The sequence below is a fragment of the Agromyces sp. NPDC056389 genome, from assembly GCF_042262385.1.
Lineage (GTDB): Bacteria > Actinomycetota > Actinomycetes > Actinomycetales > Microbacteriaceae > Agromyces.
In genome coordinates this window covers 516,261-531,871 of the sequence record NZ_JBHJPN010000002.1, presented here as the reverse complement: position 1 = coordinate 531,871, position 15,611 = coordinate 516,261, and the positions used below count along the sequence as shown (strand labels likewise).

Sequence of the window (15,611 nt, the reverse complement as noted above, 5' to 3'; positions counted from 1 at the left end):
GCGTCGGACCGATGCCCGACGCCTGGAGGGTATCCCCGCCACCGGCCGGTGTGCGATGCTGGCGGCATGCCCGAGTCGCCCGAGGTGGAGGCGCTCGTCGAGGATCTGGGCACGCGATTGGCGGGCCGCGAGATCACCGACGTCGACGTCGTGGAGTTCCGTGCGGCCAAGACCCGCAGCCGGCCGCCGTCGTCGCTGCGCGGCGAACGCGTGCGCGGTGCCGCCCGTCACGGCAAGCACGTCGATCTCGAGGTCGGCGACGCGGAGCATCTCGTGGTCTCGCTCGGCCGGCACGGCTGGGCGCGGTATGCGAACGGCGAGGCCGACGCATCCGTCGTCGATGCGCCGCCGACCCTCGTCGTGCTCACCTTCGACGACGGCACCGTCGTCGAGTTGACGGATGCCGGCGACTGGGTGTCGCTCGGATGCTGGGTGGTCGATGATCCGAGCGAGGTGCCGGCGATCGCGAAGCTCGGGCCCGACCCCGCCGACCCCGGGTTCTCGCGGCAGGACTTCGACCGCGTCGTCATCGGGCGCCGCAAGCAGGTGAAGGCCGTGCTGCAGGAGCAGGAATCGCTCGCGGGCATCGGCAACGCATACTCCGACGAGATCCTGCACCTCGCGAAGATCTCGCCGGTCACCCACGCCGCGGGGTTGACCGAGGCGGAGCTCGATCGACTCTTCGACGCCACGATCGGCACCATCAGGGGCGAGATCGAGCTCCAGCGGGGAGTACCGATCGACCAGCTCAAGGCCGCGAAGGTCGCGTCGATGCGCGTGCACGGCCGGGCCGGCGAGACGTGCCCGGTGTGCGGTGACACCGTGCTCGACTTCTCGTTCGCCAGCACGACGGCGCAGTACTGCCCGACATGCCAGACGGGCGGCGAGCGCTTGCCGCTGCGCACTGCGGACTAGCGCGATCGGGCGTCGGCAAGACTCGCGGCCGACGCGACACATACCAGGTGTGAGGATCGCCAGCACGGATGCCGTCCGCCTCCGGCCGTTGGTCGGAATCGCCGCACTCGGCCTGTGCATCGCCGTTGGCGGAGTCGGGTGCGCGGCCGGGGTTCCGCCGTTTGCATGCACCGCGATCGGGTATCCCAGCACCGTCGAGGTCGTCGTCGAGGGAGCGGCGTCGGCCGATGTCGACCGCGTCGCCGTGGTGACACCGGACGGGACCGACGAGTCGATCTCCTCGGTCACCGAGCTCGACGGCTCGCGTTGGCAGGTCGACTTCCCCACCGGTGCACCGTCGGAGGTGACGGTCGAGGCGTTCACGGCCGACGGCGCCCGGCTCGGGAGCACGACGACCGCGCTCGACTGGCGACGCGTCGGCGGCACGGAGGAGTGCGGCGGCCCTCGGGAAGCCGGGCCCGTCGTGATCGAGGCCGCCCGCGAGGACGGCTGAGCCGGGGCGCGCCTCAGACATGCTCGATGCGCGATCGCGTGTCGTGCAAGACTCGCGGCTGACGCGACATATACGTGGTGTGAGGATCGCCAGCACCGCAGCACGCGCCGATGCAGCCGAGGAGGTGGCGATGCCCGAGCCCGCAGATCCGACCGCGACGAGCGCGGAGACGGCATGGTTCACCGAGATCGTCCGCGAGCATTCGACCGCCCTCGTCCGCTACTTCGCCCGTCGAGGTCCGCGCCAGGACGCGGAGGACCTCGCAGCCGACGTCTTCGCGACCGCGTGGCGTCGCCGCGCCGACATGCCTCGCGAGGCGGTGCTGCCGTGGCTCTACCGCACCGCGGGCTTCACCCTCGCGAACGGACGCCGCAAGCACGTCGACCTGCCCGTCGACGAGGTGCCCGAGACCGGAAGTGTGCGCGTCGAGCACGACCCCGAGCTCAGCGCGCTCTTCGACGCCGAACTGCGCGGTGCGCTCGAGAGCGTCGGCGAGCGCGACCGTCGCATCCTCCTCCTGCACGCGTGGGAGGGGCTCGACGGCCAGGAGCTCGCGGAGGTGCTCGGCATCTCCCGCTCCGGAGCGGATGCCGCGCTCTCACGTGCCCGCAAGCGCCTGCGTGAGGCGTGGGGTGAGCGGTTGACGTTCTAGCTCCGAACCGGCCGCTGCTGCAAGGTTCTGTCGCGTCCCGACATATCCCCAAGTGAACCGCACGCACGAAGGGTGTTCGACATGAACGACGACAACGATCTCGACCCGGTCGCACGACTGCGCGCCGCCGACCCCGCGGCCGGCGTCGAACCTCGCCAGGGATTCGCCGACGACGTCATCGCGCAGACCACGGCCGAGGCGACAGCAGGTTCGGCGACGGCGGCCGCATCGGCCGAAGTCGCCGATCTCGACAGCGAGCGTGCCCGCCGTCGCCCGCGTTGGCTCGTCGTCGCTGCGGTCGCGGCATCGGTCGCGATCGTCGGCGGTGCCGGGTTCGGCCTCGGTACGGCCACGGCCGGATCGTCCGAACTCGCCGCCGCTCCGATCTCGTTGGGTGCCCCGCAGGACGGCGCGACGCAGGACGAGTCCGCGGCGTTCGGCACCGGCAACCGCAAGATGGCCGGGTCGGGCGTCAACGACATGATGATGCCCTACGGATACGGTCGCAATAGCTTCAGCGCCTCCGGGCTCGCCACCACCGGCGGCGGCGTCGCCGCTGCGTTCGCATACGATGCGCGTGCCGCATCGAACCCCGAGACCGTCGCCGCGCTCGCCGCGGCACTCGGCGTCGAGGGCGCCCCCGAGCTGAAGGACGGCAGCTGGACGGTCGGCCCGCAGGACGGCTCCGGCCCGGCGCTCTACGTCAGCCTCGACGGCACGCTCGGCTTCTCGTACTCCGACCCGGGGATCAACCCGTGGAACTGCGGGCCCGCGGTCATCGAGCCGGCGATTCCCGATGGCGAAGTCATTCCCGAGATGCCGGTGTGCGAGCCGCCCGTCGCCGACCTGCCGAGCGAGGCCGCTGCGATCGATGCGCTCCGGTCGCTCATCACGGCCGCCGGGCGGGACGCCGACGCGTTCGAATACACCTCGGAGACCTGGGAGGGCGCGGTGACGCGGATGGCGCAGGCCTGGCCGGTCGTCGACGGTCAGCGCATCGACCGGGCATGGTCGCTCGAACTCTCGAAGGCGGGCGTCGTCAACGCGTCCGGCGCCCTCGCAGATCTCGTCACGATCGGCGACTACGACGTCGTCAGCGAGCAGGAGGGCTTCGAACGGCTGTCCGACCCGAGGTTCGGTGCGCAGATGACCGCGATACCCTTCGCCGCGGCCGACGCTCCGACCGATCTCATGACCGAGGAATGGGTGCCGCCGACCGAGCCGCCCGCGACGCCGACAGCCGGAAGCTCCGTCTCGTGGCCCGTGAACGACGTGAAGATCGTCAGCGCACGCCTCGGGCTCTCGAGCCAGTGGCAGCCCGACGGCAGCGTGCTCGTCGTTCCGGCATACGAGTTCACCGACGCCGATGGGGTCACCTGGTCGGTCATCGCCGTCACCGAATCGAAGCTCGACTTCTCGACCGACTGAGGTGCCGCTGAGGTGCCGCTGAGGGTGCGACCGTCGGCGGCAGGGTGCAGGATGTTCGTGTGCCGGAGCTTCCCGAAGTGCAGGCGCTCGCCGCGTTCCTCGGCGAGCGGGCCACCGGGCACGCATTCGCCTCCCTGCGCGTCGCGGCGATCTCGGCGCTCAAGACCTTCGATCCGCCGCTCTCCGCACTCGAGGGGCGGCGCATCGAGCGGGCGAACCGCCACGGCAAGTTCGTCGACCTCGATACCGGAGAACTGCACCTCGTATTCCACCTCGCGCGCGCTGGTTGGCTGCGCTGGTACGACGAGGTGCCGTCGACCCCGGTCAAACCAGGTCGGTCGCCGCTCGCACTGCGCGTGCGGCTCGACGACGGTTCGGGCTTCGACCTGACCGAGGCCGGCACGAAGAAGTCGCTCGCCGTGTACGTCGTGCGCGATCCGGCCGAGGTGCCCGGCATCGCTCGCCTCGGGCCAGACCCGACCGCGCCCGACTTCGCACTCGCGGACTTCGCCGCAGTGCTCGACGGGCGCCGCACCCAGGTCAAGGGAGTGCTGCGCGACCAGTCGGTGTTCGCCGGCATCGGCAACGCCTACTCCGACGAGATCCTGCACGCCGCGAAGATGTCGCCGTACGCGCTCGCCGCCAAGCTCACGCCCGAGCAGGTCGAGACGCTCTACACCGCGATGCGCGAGACCCTCGCCGAGGCGGTTGCCGTGGCATCCGGTCGCCCGCCCGCCGAGCTCAAAGACGCGAAGCGTCGCGGCATGCGCGTGCACGGCCGTAGCGGCGAGACCTGCGAGGTGTGCGGTGACACGATCCGCCAGGTCATCTTCGCCGATTCGACGTTCCAGTACTGCCCGGGCTGCCAGACCGGGGGCAAACCGCTCGCCGACCGCGTGCTCTCCAGGCTCGTGAAGTAGTTCCTCCGACTCGTGCTCCGGCGCGCTCGCCTGCTAAGCAGGAACCATGACGACCCCAGACCTGCAGTGGCCGCGCCCAGCCGGGCCGTTGGTCCTCCGCCAGCCCACGGACGCCGATCTCGACCGGATCCTCGAGTGGCGCAACGCCCCCGAGGTCACTCGCTGGCTGATCCGCACCGAGGTGGAGCCCGGGGCGTTCCGCACGACCTGGCTCGACGGCGTCGACGACCCGAACGACCACTCCGCCGTCGCGGTGCTCGGCGACGAGGTGGTCGGCACGGGCGCCCTCTGGATCACCGACGCGATGGGGCAGTCGCACGTCGACGACGGCCCGTGGCGCCGAGCGGAGGCGGGCATCGGGTACCTGCTCGATCCCGCCCACGCGGGCAACGGCTACGCCACCGAGATCGCCCGCGCGCTGCTCGATCTCGCATTCGGGGAGCTCGGCGTGCACCGGGTCACCGCCGGATGCTTCGCCGACAACACGGCATCGTGGCGGATCATGGAGAAACTCGGCATGCGGCGCGAGCAGCACGGCGTGCGCGACTCCTGGCACGCGGAGCTCGGCTGGATCGACGGGTACACCTATGCGATGCTCGCCGACGAGTGGCGCGCACCGCGAACGCCCTGATCTCCTCGAGCGACGGAACAGGACTGCACAGCGCGGCACGGGCTGAGTTCCGCGAGCATTCCTCGGAGCTTTGCGACATGCAACCCCATGGCCCCAGTATGGGGGCCATGATCCTCGCCGATGAGTTGCTCCGCGCCTATGACGACCAACTCCGCACCGACGCTGAGACGCCGAGTGCGATCTCGGTCGAGCGCCTCGGTCCGCTGCGACTCGTGACCTTCGCGGGAGGCCGCGGATTCGTGACCTATCGCGACCTCGACGGCGCGACCGCGACCGAGATCGCGGGCCTCGTCGTCGGGGCGCTCGCGCACTACCTCGCAGATCCCGAGATCACGCGAGTGGAGTGGAAGACCCGTGGCCACGATGCCGCGCCCGGCCTGCACGGCAGCCTTCTGGCCAACGGATTCGAAGCCGATGAGGCCGAATCGATCATGATCGGCGAGGCGAGTGCGCTCGCCGGCGACCTGCAGCTGCCCGATGGGGTCACGGTGCGACGGGTGACCGAGGAGTCCGACGTCCGCGCCATGTGCCGCATGCAGGGCGAGGTGTTCGGAGACCCGCTCTCCGAGGAGACGGCCGATGCGGTGCTCGCCCGCCTCTCCCGCGGCGACGGCATGGAGCTCTGGGTCGCCGAGGCCGACGGCGCCATCATCAGCGCCGGCCGGCTCGAACCGGTGCCGGGCACCGAGTTCGCCGGCATCTGGGGCGGCGCGACCCGCGAGGAATGGCGCGGTCGCGGCATCTACCGTGCACTGACCGCCGCACGCGCGAAGTCGGCGATCGCGATGGGCAAGCGGCTCGTCAACTCCGACTCCACCGAGTTCTCTCGGCCGATCCTCGAGCGGTCGGGACTCGTCAAGGTCTCGACGACGACGCCCTACCGCTGGCGGCGCTGAACTCACAGCCCTCGCTGACTAGGGTTGACCGGTGACTGCAACACTCGTGGCCCAGGGCCTCGCCGGTGGCTACGCCCACCGCACTCTCTTCGACGGCCTCGACCTCACGGTCGCCCCCGGCGACGTCGTCGGCATCGTCGGCGTCAACGGGGCGGGCAAGTCGACGCTCCTCCGCATCCTCGCGGGCGAGCTCGAACCGCAGGCCGGCACGGTGCACCTCTCACCGGCCGACGCGTTCGTCGGGTGGCTGCCGCAGGAGCACGAGCGCGTCGCGGGCGAGACGATCGCGGCCTACGTCGCGAGACGCACGGGTGCGGCCGAGGCATCCGCTCGCCTCGAGGCCGCCGCGCTGGCACTGGGGTCGACGGATGCCCCGGCGCCCGGCGCACCCGACCCCGCCGACGAGTACTCCGTCGCCCTCGAGCGCTGGCTCGCCTCGGGCGCCGCCGACCTCGACGAGCGGCTGCCGGCCGTGCTCGCCGAGCTCGGACTCAGCCTCGGCGGCGCCGACGCCCACCTGACGGCCGACTCGATGATGACCTCGTTGTCGGGCGGCCAGGCCGCCCGCGTCGGCCTCGCAGCCCTGCTCTGCTCCCGCTTCGATCTGGTGCTGCTCGACGAGCCAACGAACGACCTCGACCTCGACGGGCTCGAGCGGCTCGAGTCGTTCGTCCGCGGCATCCGCGGCGGCGTCGTGCTCGTGAGCCACGACCGGGAGTTCCTCGCCCGCTCGGTCACCCGGGTGCTGGAGCTCGACCTCGCCCAGCACTCGAACCGCATCTACGGCGGCGGTTACGACGCCTACCTCGAGGAGCGCGCGACCGCCCGTCGACAGCAGCGCGACGACTACGAGGAGTTCGCGGCGAAGAAGGCCGACCTCGTCTCTCGGGCGCGCACCCAGCGGGAGTGGTCGAGCCAGGGTGTGCGCAACGCGATGAAGAAGTCGCCCGACAACGACAAGATCCGGCGTAAGGCCGCGACCGAGTCGAGCGAGAAGCAGGCGCAGAAGGTGCGGCAGATGGAGAGCCGCATCGCGCGCCTCGACGAGGTCGAGGAGCCGCGGAAGGAATGGCAGCTCGAGTTCATGATCGGCCGGGCGCCCCGCTCGAGTTCGGTCGTCTCGACGCTGAACGAGGCCGTGGTGCAGCAGGGCGACTTCACGCTCGGCCCGGTCTCGCTGCAGGTCGACGCGGGGGAGCGCATCGGCATCACCGGTCCGAACGGCGCGGGCAAGTCGACGCTGCTCTCGCTGCTGCTCGGGCGGCGGGCGGCCGATTCCGGTACGGCGAGCCTCGGGGCATCCGTCGCCATCGGCGAGATCGACCAGGCGCGTTCCCAGCTGACCGGGGAGGAGCCGCTCGCCGACGCGTTCGAGGCGCTCGTGCCCGAGTACTCGGCGGGGGAGGTGCGCACCCTGCTCGCGAAGTTCGGGCTCAAGGCCGACCACGTGCTGCGGCCGGTCGACGCGCTCTCGCCGGGCGAACGCACCCGCGCCGGGCTCGCGCTGCTGCAGGCGCGCGGCGTCAACGTGCTCGTGCTCGACGAACCGACGAACCACCTCGACCTCGCCGCGATCGAGCAGCTCGAAGAGGCCCTCGATTCGTACGAGGGCACGCTGCTGCTCGTCACGCACGACCGCCGCATGCTCGAGCACGTGCGCCTCGATCGCCGCTGGCATGTGGAGTCCGGCGGGGTCACCGACGGTTGAGTGTCGGCTGCCGCTGCGAGACTCGACAGCGATGATGGAAACGAACCAGACGTCGTCTGCTGCTCAGATGCCCACGGTGCAGACCCTGCGAACCGAGCGATTGGCGCTGCGCCCCCTCGCCCTCGACGACGTCGACGCGTACTACGCCGTCTACGGCGACCCGCGCACGTGGGAGCACCTGCCGAGCGGCCGTCACACGAGCCGTGACGAGTCGGAGCGCGCCATCACGGCCTCGATCGACAGTCGCCGACGATACGGATTCGCGCACTGCGCGGTGCTCCTCCGCGAGCCGCTCGGCGAGCTGCGCGCCGGCGTCTTCCTCGGCTCCGCCGGAGCCAAGATGCTCGACTTCGACGCGTGGAACCTCGGCTATCGCTTCGCACCTGAGGCGTGGGGCCACGGATTCGCGACGGAGGCCGCTGCGGTCGCGCTCGCCACTGCGCAGTCGACGCGCCCCGGCACCCCGGTCACGGCCAGGGTGCTCGGCAACAACGCAGGCTCGATCCGCGTGCTCGAACGCATCGGCCTCGAACGGCAATGGCGCGGGCGATCGGCGCACCGAGACGGCACCGCAGACGCCCGCCCATCGACGCCCGGAGGCACGACGCACCTCGAACGCGTGATCTACGCCGACCGAGTGCTCGACGACGAGACCCTCGACGCCGTCATCGCGCTGGGCTGAATCCCGCGGCTCGCGCGTCAGATGGCGGGCGGGGCTCCGTGCCGGCCGGTGCCTTCGGGTCCGGTGGCTTCGCTCGCGGTGCCGTCATTCGCGGCGCCGGCAGTCCTGGCGTCCGTGTCGACCGATGTGTCGACGTCGGGATCCAGGGTGTCCGCCTTGCGGAGACGATCGTCCGCCTCGGAGTGGAGGTCGGCCGCGTCGGCTCGGTGATCGGTGCTCTCACGGGCCAGACGATCGGAGTCGAGGCGAGCCTGGGCAGCCGCGGCCTCGGCCTGCTTGGCATCGGCAGCTGCCATCGCGGCATCCGCTTCACGCTGGCGTGCTGCTGCCTCCGTCTCCGCCGCGCCCTGCCTGAGGTCCGCGGCCCGGCGCCGATCGGCCTCGATGCGCGCCTCTCGGCGCCCCTTGCCCGTCGCCATGACGATGACGACGACGATCGCGATGACGACGACGATGCCGACGATGATCCAGATGATGGTGCTCGTGTCCATGGTGATCCGCCTCCTCTGGTCGGGTCGCTCACAGCCAATCGCGCTCGGGGCCCATCGGCAACGCCTTGCGGAATCGGGCGCAGTGCGGGATCATCACGCCCGCGACGGCGTCCCGTGAAGGTCGACAGCCGGATCCCCGATCGCTCCGGGTGCTAGCAGACCGTCGACGATCCGTTCGAGCGCTGCGAGCCCGTCGGGCGAGAGCACCGACTCGAGATGGCCCTGCACCGATGCCACGCGCGTTCCGCGGAGCGCGTGCACCACGCCCGTCGCGGCATCGGCCGCGACCTCGAGACCGAGGCGAGGAGTGGTCGAGCCGTTCGACGCCGTCGCCGTGAAGGTGTTGTAGTACCCGATGGTCGCGGGCTCGCCGAACAGGTCGACATCGAGCTGAACCCCCTGGCGCGGTGCGGGCAACGGCCCGATCGGCAGCCCGGCGAGGGTCGCGAGTACCTGGTGGCTGAGGCACACGGCGAGCATCGGCGCGTCGCTCGCGAGCCGCTCGACCATCAGCTCGCGCAGGCGGGCGACCCGGGGATCGGTCTCGTTGCGGGGGTCGCCCGGTCCCGGGCCGAAGACCACCAGATCGTCGGATGCCGCCGGCACGGCCTCGTTCCACGGCGCGACCCGCGCCGCGACGCCGAGGTGCCGCAACTGGTGGGCGAGCATCGTCGTGAAGTCGTCGCCCGCGTCGATGACGAGTGCGGTCGCCCCGCGCGAGGGGTGGGCGGCCTGCGGCGAGCTCCAGAAGGTCGCGAGGTAGTCGTTGCGTGAATCGAGGAGCGTGGCGATGCGGTCATCCTCCCGGCGCGCGTCGCCGACGGCCGCGGCCAAGGTGGCGGCGGCCGGCAGGGCGGGCGCACCCATCGCGCGCGGTATCGCCCCGAGCGCCGTCAGCACCCCTGCGGCTTTCGCGTGCGTCTCCGCCACCTCGCCGAGCGGGTCGGAGTGCCGCACGAGCGTGGCCCCCACCGGCACGCGCAGCCCGCCGTCGCCGTCGACGTAGGCCGTGCGGATGAGGATCGGCGCGTCGAGGTCGTAGCCGCCGGCGCGCGGCGTGAAACGCGCCAGCACTCCCGCGTAGTAGCCCCGCGCCGTCGACTCGTGGCGCGCGATCACCGTGCAGGCGTTGCCCATCGGCGACCCCGTCACGGTCGGTGCGAACATCGTGAGCCGGAGCACTTCGCGGGGGTCGAGGTCGCTGCGTCCCTCGAGAAGGTATTCGGTGTGGGTGAGCCGCGACATCCGCTTCAGGAAGGGACCCCGGATGCGCCCGCCGTCGGGGCAGACCGCGCTCATCATCTTGAGTTCCTCGTCGACGACCATCACGAGCTCCTCGCGCTCCTTCACGTCATCGAGGAACGCGACGAGGTCGTCGTCGGCGGGCGGCCCCGCGAGGTGACGGAACGTGCCGCTGATCGGGTTCATCGAGACGATCCCGTCGATCGACGACACGTGCCGCTCGGGCGTCGCGCCGACGGCCGAGAGACCCGGCGTGTGGATCGCGAACGTCCAGTAGGCGCCGGCCTCGTGCTCGAGCAGCGCGCGCATCCATCCGAGCACGGCCCGTGCAGCGGATGCCTCGATCCGCCCCGTGAACTCGCGGCGGATGACGAAGTTCGCCCCTTCGCCGCGCCCGATCTCCTCGTCGATCACTCGGCGCACCCGATCGGCGTACTCGGCATCGCTCACGTCGACCCCGAGGTCGTCGACGGCGATCGGATGCTCCGGCAGCAGGCCGATCGCCACGTCGAGGTCGATCGTCTCCCGCTCGCGCACGACGAGGCAGCGCAGCGGCGCCCCGTCGTCGTGGGCGATGAAGCCGCGTTCGCGCACCTGGCGGAACGGCACGAGGGCGAGCACCTCTGCGCCGTCGAGCGGAATGTCGGCGAGGCGCTCGACGTCGACGATGTCGCCGACGAGCACGTCGAGCGTCGGTTCGTGCTCCCGGCGCACGACGGCGAATGGCACGGGGTCGGTGGCGTCGAGCAGGGCGGCGAGCAATCGCGTCATGGGGGTCTCCGGTCGGGCCGTCGGGCGCCGACCTCCGCATACGCGAAACGACCGCCCTCGGGCGGTCGTCAGTACGTCGAAACGCGTGGCCGCCTAGGAGGCGGGCCACCAGTTCTGGTTCGACGAGGTCATGTCGAGGACTCTAGCATCAGCACCCCGGCGGCGCCGATACGCTTCGAGTGATGCCGACTGAGACTGAGACTGCGATCGTGACCCGACTGCGCGCCGCCGGATGCGTGTTCGCCGAAGACGAGGCGGCCCTGCTGCTCGAGACGGGTGCCGAAGGCGGCGAGCTCGAAACGCTCGTCGAGCGCCGCGTCGCCGGCGAACCCCTCGAGCAGGTGCTCGGATGGGCCGAGTTCGCGGGCCTCCGACTCCGGGTGCTGCCCGGTGTCTTCGTGCCGCGGCGGCGCACCGAGTTCCTCGCGGCCGAGGCCGCACGCCTTGCGAGGAGCGCGGCTCACGCCCATCGGCCCGTCGTCGTCGACCTCTGCTGCGGTGCGGGCGCCATCGGTGCGGCGATCGCGGATGCCGCGGGGCCGGTGCAGCTCGTCGCGGCCGACCTCGATCCCGTCGCCGTGCAGGCGGCGCGCCTGAACCTCGAACCGCTCGGCGGCCTCGTCTGCGAAGGCGACCTGTACGACGCGCTGCCCGCAGCACTCCGCGGCCGCGTCGACGTGCTCGCCGTCAACGCCCCGTACGTGCCGAGCGATGCGATCGCCATGATGCCGCCCGAGGCGCGCGACCACGAGGCGCGCATGGCACTCGACGGCGGGGGAGACGGGCTCGACGTGCATCGCCGGGTCGCGGCATCCGCTCGCTCGTGGCTCGCCCCCGGCGGTGCGCTGCTGATCGAGACGAGCGAGCGCCAGGCGCCCGTGGCCGTGGCGTTCTTCGAGGAGGGCGGGCTGGACGCCCGGATCCTCCACGATGACGAGGCCGACGCGACCGTCGTCGTCGGCGTGCGCGGCGCCGACCACGAGTAGCCGCGACAGGCCCGGCGGCCGCCGCCCGGGTCAGTCGCCGGCCCGCGCCGCCGCGAGCAGTTCGGCCACCTGCGCATCGGTGGTCTGCGCGAAGTCGAGGTAGTGCATGCCGACGGCCATGAACCCCGGCGGCACCGACAGACACACGATCTCATCGACGGCAGGGTCGGCGGCGAGCGACCCCAGCGAGTCGGACGCGCCGACGGGAACCGCGAGCACCACCCGTGCGGCCCCCCTGGCCTTCGCGACGACTGCGGCGACTCGTGCGGTCGCACCCGTCGCGACGCCGTCGTCGACGATCACCGCGGTTCGGCCGTCGAGCGGCACCGGTGGGGCCCCGCCGCGGAAGCGGGCGACCCGCGCCTCGAGCTCCGCTCGCTCGACGCGTTCGATGTCGCGCAGCTCGCCCGGCGAGACGTAGGCCGAGTCGACGATGTCGTCGTTCAGCACTCGGGCGCCCTGCTCGCCGATCGCGCCCATCGCCACTTCGGGCTGACCCGGCACGCCGAGCTTCCGCACCACGAGCACGTCGAGCGGTGCGCCGAGCGCTCGCGCGACCGGTGCAGCGACCGGAACTCCGCCGCGCGGGAGGCCGAGCACCACGGGCTTCCCGAGGTCGACGCCCTCGAGTGCCGCGGCGAGCCGCCGACCGGCGTCGGCCCGATCAGTGAAGTGCTCCATGTCGTGCGCCCATCGAGCCGAACAGCGATCGATGGCGACCGCCGGCTCTCTTCCATGCTCCCACCGCGGCGGCGCCCGGCCAAGGGGCGGGATCGCGCGATCCCGGATGTCTCGGCCGCGCGTCAGGCGGCCGGTGTCACGAGGCCCGGCCGCACCTCGTCGAACATCTCCTTGCAGGCCTGCGCGACGGCATCGACGCGGTCGCGATCGGGTTCGATCCACCCGGTGCCGGGCTGCATGAGCGTGCGGGTGTTCGCCTCGCCGAGCAGGAACTCCCGGCGGAACTCGGCCTGCACCGCGCTCAGCACGACGCCCGCGGCATCCGCTCGCCCGTCGAGCTCCCTGAAACGACGCCCCGCGGCGATGATCTCGTAGCTGCCCAGGTAGGGCTGGTTCGGTGCGACCTCGGCGGGGTCGGCGACGTCGAATGCGTGACGGGCGGCGTCGGCCAGTCGCCGCAGCAGTTCGGGGCGCATCGTGACGGGAGCGCCATCGATCGGCTCGCCTCGATGATCGCCGCGGTTCGAGAGGGCGACGACGCCGGGAAGGCGATCCTCGGGCGCGCGATCCACCGAGATCGCGCCGTCTCGGGTCGTCGTGTGGTTCATCGTGTCGTGGAAGGCGAGCATCGTGAACGCCGTCGGCGCTCCCGGGGCGGCGAGGGCGAACGCCTGCTCGGTGAAGCGCTCGATGAGCTCGTCCCGAGTGCGCTCGTACACGCCGAGCCCCCGCTCGGCGACGGCTGAGAAGCGCTCGACGAGCTCCTCGAGCTCGCCGTCGGTCTGCGGCACCCGCAGGAGGGGGAAGAAGGAGAAGGTGACCGGTCGGATCGCGTCGACGCCCGAGAGGTCGACACGGTTCCAGGCGCCCGCCGCGCGAACGCGTGCGAAGGCCTCGCGGAGCGTGGCCGCGAGATCGGCCGGCTTCTCCCGGTTGGGGTCGCGGATCATGCGCGGATGCGGATTCTCGACGACCACGATGCGCGGATCGATCTCGGCCCAGCGCCGCACGACCGGGCTCGTCGAGCAATCGGTGAAGTCGAACTGCAGGCGCCGGGTGAACTCGGGGGCGAGGAACGGCACGAGTTCCTCGGGGATGGCGGCACCCGCATGCGGCGCGGTGACGAGCACGTCGGCCCGGGCGATCGCCTCGTCGAGCCCCACTTCGCCCTTGCCTGCGTAGTGCGTGAGGTCTCGCGCCGAGTACGCGGTTCCGGCGGGAATCAGCAGCGGTGAAGCGGCATCCATGCCTCCGACCCTAGTCGGACGGTCGCCGAGCGGAATTCGAGCGAAGTTCGCTTCTGGGAACTCGTCGCTTACACTGAACCAAATCCCTCCCCGATCTGGGGAACCCGAACTGAGGATTCGACGAGGCCCCCACTCGTCGGCTTGGAGTGTCCGTGGGACGTCACAGTGAAGCGGCAACGGCGAAGAAGCCGGGCCGCAGATTCATCCTGTCCATCATCGGTGCAGTCGTCGTCGTCGGTCTCGTGGCGTCCGGCGTCTTCCTCTGGGTCGGCGGCTACCTGAACCCCATCTTCGCGTCGGCAGACTCCGGCTGCGCCGAGACCGAGCAGCTCGCGATCGTGGCCGACCCGTCGATCGCGCCGGCGCTCGCCGAGATCGCCGAGAAGTTCGACGCCGACCCCGATCATTGCGTGGCGACGGAGGTCACTGCGCAGGACTCGGCCGACACCGCCGCAGTCGTCGCCTCGGGCGGGGTGAAGATCGACGCCTGGGTGCCGGACTCGAGCGTCTGGATCGACCGCACGAACGCGACAGCCACCTCGCTCGGCCAGCCGCTGCCCGAACTCGACGTGCGCGCTTCGATCGCATCGTCGCCCGTCGTCTTCGCCGGTGCGGCGACCAAGGCGACCGCGCTCGCGGCCGAGCCCGTGAGCTGGGCTCGCGTGCTCGGCGGCACGTTGCCGGCGATCCTGCCGGACCCCGAGGCATCCGCCGCGAGCCTGGCCGGACTCCTCGCCCTGCGCGGCCACTCCTCGCCCGACGACCCACGCCAGTTCGCGGGCGCCATGATCGAGCTCGGCAAGTCCATCCCCGCATCGACGGGCGCCGCGTTCGGCACAGTGAGCGCGGCGCAGCAGCCGGTCGTCGTCGTCACGAGCGAGGTGCAGATCGCCGCGTACAACCTCGACGATCCGGCGGAGTCGCTCGTCGCCGCGTACCCCGCCGACGGCACCGTCGCGCTCGACTACCCCTTCGTGCGCACGGAGGCGCCGGTCGCGGCCGAATCCGGTTCCGCGGAGACCGCTGAATCGGGTGCGGGCGCCAAGGTCGAGCTGCTCGACGCCCTCGAGGACTCCATCCGCGAGAGCCGGAAGACCCTGGCCGCGAAGGGGTTCCGCGCCCCCGACGGCACCGGTGCACTCGATATCGTCGGGCTCGGGGCGCAGGCCCCCTCTGCCACGGCGGCCCTCGACGGCGGGGCGGAGATCGAGATTCTCCGCGCCTGGTCGGTGTTGACGCTGCGCTCGCGCATGCTCGCCGTCATCGACGTGTCGGGTTCGATGGAGGAGCCGGCAGCGAACGGCCTGCGCCGCATCGACATCTTCCAGCAGGCCGCCGTCGGTGCGATGCAGAAGTTCTCGGGCGAGGTCGAGCTCGGAGTGTGGGTCTTCTCCACCGCTCGCAACGGCGACCTCGACTACGAGGACCTGTCGCCGATAGCACCGCTCGGCGACGCCGCCCATTCGCAGGAGATCGCCGGGATCATCCAGTCGCTGCCGGGGCGGCTCGGCGGGGCGACCGGACTCTACGACACCACCCTCGCCGCGGTGCAGCGGGTGCGCGAGACGTACGACCCGGAGAAGGTCAACTCGGTGCTGCTCTTCACCGACGGCAAGAACGAAGACGAGAACGGCATCGACCTCGACACGCTGCTCGCCGAGCTCGCGAAGATCGACGACCCCGAGAAGCCCGTGCCGGTCATCATGATCGGCTTCGGCCCCGACACCGACCTCGCGGCGATGCAGCGCATCGCCCAGGCGACGAAGGGCGCCGCGTACTCGGCATCGGAGCCCGAAGACCTCGGTACGGTGCTCGTGGACGCCCTCACGCAACGCAGCTGCCGCCCGAACTGCGGCTGACGACGACGA

General features: G+C 71.4%; 15 protein-coding genes. 11 read left to right on the top strand and 4 right to left on the bottom strand.

Going from position 1 to position 15,611, the window contains the following annotated elements:
- Nucleotides 1-66 precede the first annotated feature (66 nt).
- The 9 genes from ACFCVM_RS15395 (at nt 67) to ACFCVM_RS15355 (ending at nt 8,325) form a co-directional block, all read left to right on the top strand.
- Nucleotides 67-915, top strand: a complete 849-nt coding sequence (locus tag ACFCVM_RS15395) for a DNA-formamidopyrimidine glycosylase family protein (protein ID WP_375837429.1) — start codon at nt 67-69, stop codon at nt 913-915.
- A 49-nt stretch (nt 916-964) separates the two neighbouring features.
- Nucleotides 965-1,408, top strand: coding sequence for a hypothetical protein (locus tag ACFCVM_RS15390; protein WP_375837428.1), 444 nt, complete (start codon nt 965-967; stop codon nt 1,406-1,408).
- Between the two features lie 130 nt (nt 1,409-1,538).
- A complete protein-coding gene (locus ACFCVM_RS15385) occupies nt 1,539-2,060 on the top strand; it encodes an RNA polymerase sigma factor (RefSeq protein WP_375837427.1) in 522 nt (173 codons plus the stop codon).
- A gap of 81 nt (nt 2,061-2,141) precedes the next feature.
- The gene (locus ACFCVM_RS15380) at nt 2,142-3,488 is read left to right on the top strand and encodes a hypothetical protein (protein WP_375837426.1); all 1,347 of its coding nucleotides are present in this window, start codon (nt 2,142-2,144) and stop codon (nt 3,486-3,488) included.
- Between the two features lie 59 nt (nt 3,489-3,547).
- Nucleotides 3,548-4,408 carry an Fpg/Nei family DNA glycosylase gene (locus ACFCVM_RS15375; RefSeq protein WP_375837425.1) on the top strand — a complete coding sequence of 287 codons (861 nt, stop codon included), beginning with the start codon at nt 3,548-3,550 and terminating at the stop codon, nt 4,406-4,408.
- Nucleotides 4,409-4,454: 46 nt separating this feature from the next.
- Complete coding sequence (locus ACFCVM_RS15370; protein WP_375837423.1) at nt 4,455-5,039, top strand: GNAT family N-acetyltransferase; 585 nt, start codon at nt 4,455-4,457, stop codon at nt 5,037-5,039.
- A gap of 107 nt (nt 5,040-5,146) precedes the next feature.
- Entirely contained in the window at nt 5,147-5,935 is a 789-nt protein-coding gene (locus ACFCVM_RS15365; RefSeq protein ID WP_375837422.1) for a GNAT family N-acetyltransferase, read from the top strand.
- Nucleotides 5,936-5,966: 31 nt separating this feature from the next.
- Complete coding sequence (locus ACFCVM_RS15360; protein WP_375837421.1) at nt 5,967-7,643, top strand: ABC-F family ATP-binding cassette domain-containing protein; 1,677 nt, start codon at nt 5,967-5,969, stop codon at nt 7,641-7,643.
- Between the two features lie 67 nt (nt 7,644-7,710).
- Nucleotides 7,711-8,325, top strand: coding sequence for a GNAT family N-acetyltransferase (locus ACFCVM_RS15355; RefSeq protein WP_375837419.1), 615 nt, complete (start codon nt 7,711-7,713; stop codon nt 8,323-8,325).
- Between the two features lie 17 nt (nt 8,326-8,342).
- Here the strand turns inward: ACFCVM_RS15355 and ACFCVM_RS15350 are convergent, their stop codons facing one another.
- Nucleotides 8,343-8,816, bottom strand: coding sequence for a hypothetical protein (locus ACFCVM_RS15350; protein WP_375837417.1), 474 nt, complete (start codon nt 8,814-8,816; stop codon nt 8,343-8,345).
- Nucleotides 8,817-8,909: 93 nt separating this feature from the next.
- A complete protein-coding gene (locus tag ACFCVM_RS15345; RefSeq protein ID WP_375837415.1) occupies nt 8,910-10,829 on the bottom strand; it encodes an anthranilate synthase family protein in 1,920 nt (639 codons plus the stop codon).
- Between the two features lie 182 nt (nt 10,830-11,011).
- Between ACFCVM_RS15345 and ACFCVM_RS15340 the strand changes: the two genes are divergently transcribed.
- Complete coding sequence (locus ACFCVM_RS15340) at nt 11,012-11,815, top strand: putative protein N(5)-glutamine methyltransferase (protein ID WP_375837414.1); 804 nt, start codon at nt 11,012-11,014, stop codon at nt 11,813-11,815.
- A 30-nt stretch (nt 11,816-11,845) separates the two neighbouring features.
- Here the strand turns inward: ACFCVM_RS15340 and ACFCVM_RS15335 are convergent, their stop codons facing one another.
- Together ACFCVM_RS15335 and ACFCVM_RS15330 are read right to left on the bottom strand one after the other, a co-directional pair.
- Nucleotides 11,846-12,496, bottom strand: coding sequence for a phosphoribosyltransferase (locus ACFCVM_RS15335; RefSeq protein WP_375837413.1), 651 nt, complete (start codon nt 12,494-12,496; stop codon nt 11,846-11,848).
- Nucleotides 12,497-12,618: 122 nt separating this feature from the next.
- Complete coding sequence (locus ACFCVM_RS15330; protein WP_375837412.1) at nt 12,619-13,743, bottom strand: N-formylglutamate amidohydrolase; 1,125 nt, start codon at nt 13,741-13,743, stop codon at nt 12,619-12,621.
- A 152-nt stretch (nt 13,744-13,895) separates the two neighbouring features.
- Between ACFCVM_RS15330 and ACFCVM_RS15325 the strand changes: the two genes are divergently transcribed.
- Nucleotides 13,896-15,602 (top strand): substrate-binding domain-containing protein, encoded by a 1,707-nt coding sequence (locus tag ACFCVM_RS15325; protein WP_375837410.1) that lies wholly within the window; start codon nt 13,896-13,898, stop codon nt 15,600-15,602.
- Nucleotides 15,603-15,611 lie beyond the last annotated feature (9 nt).

Excerpts from the sequence above, each read along its gene's own strand:
- ACFCVM_RS15395 (WP_375837429.1), top strand. The coding sequence starts at position 67 with ATGCCCGAGTCGCCCGAGGTGGAGGCGCTCGTCGAGGATCTGGGCACG.
- ACFCVM_RS15385 (WP_375837427.1), top strand. The coding sequence starts at position 1,539 with ATGCCCGAGCCCGCAGATCCGACCGCGACGAGCGCGGAGACGGCATGG.
- ACFCVM_RS15380 (WP_375837426.1), top strand. The coding sequence starts at position 2,142 with ATGAACGACGACAACGATCTCGACCCGGTCGCACGACTGCGCGCCGCC.
- ACFCVM_RS15370 (WP_375837423.1), top strand. The coding sequence starts at position 4,455 with ATGACGACCCCAGACCTGCAGTGGCCGCGCCCAGCCGGGCCGTTGGTC.
- ACFCVM_RS15365 (WP_375837422.1), top strand. The coding sequence starts at position 5,147 with ATGATCCTCGCCGATGAGTTGCTCCGCGCCTATGACGACCAACTCCGC.
- ACFCVM_RS15355 (WP_375837419.1), top strand. The coding sequence starts at position 7,711 with ATGCCCACGGTGCAGACCCTGCGAACCGAGCGATTGGCGCTGCGCCCC.
- ACFCVM_RS15350 (WP_375837417.1), bottom strand. The coding sequence starts at position 8,816 with ATGGACACGAGCACCATCATCTGGATCATCGTCGGCATCGTCGTCGTC.
- ACFCVM_RS15345 (WP_375837415.1), bottom strand. The coding sequence starts at position 10,829 with ATGACGCGATTGCTCGCCGCCCTGCTCGACGCCACCGACCCCGTGCCA.
- ACFCVM_RS15340 (WP_375837414.1), top strand. The coding sequence starts at position 11,012 with ATGCCGACTGAGACTGAGACTGCGATCGTGACCCGACTGCGCGCCGCC.
- ACFCVM_RS15335 (WP_375837413.1), bottom strand. The coding sequence starts at position 12,496 with ATGGAGCACTTCACTGATCGGGCCGACGCCGGTCGGCGGCTCGCCGCG.
- ACFCVM_RS15330 (WP_375837412.1), bottom strand. The coding sequence starts at position 13,743 with ATGGATGCCGCTTCACCGCTGCTGATTCCCGCCGGAACCGCGTACTCG.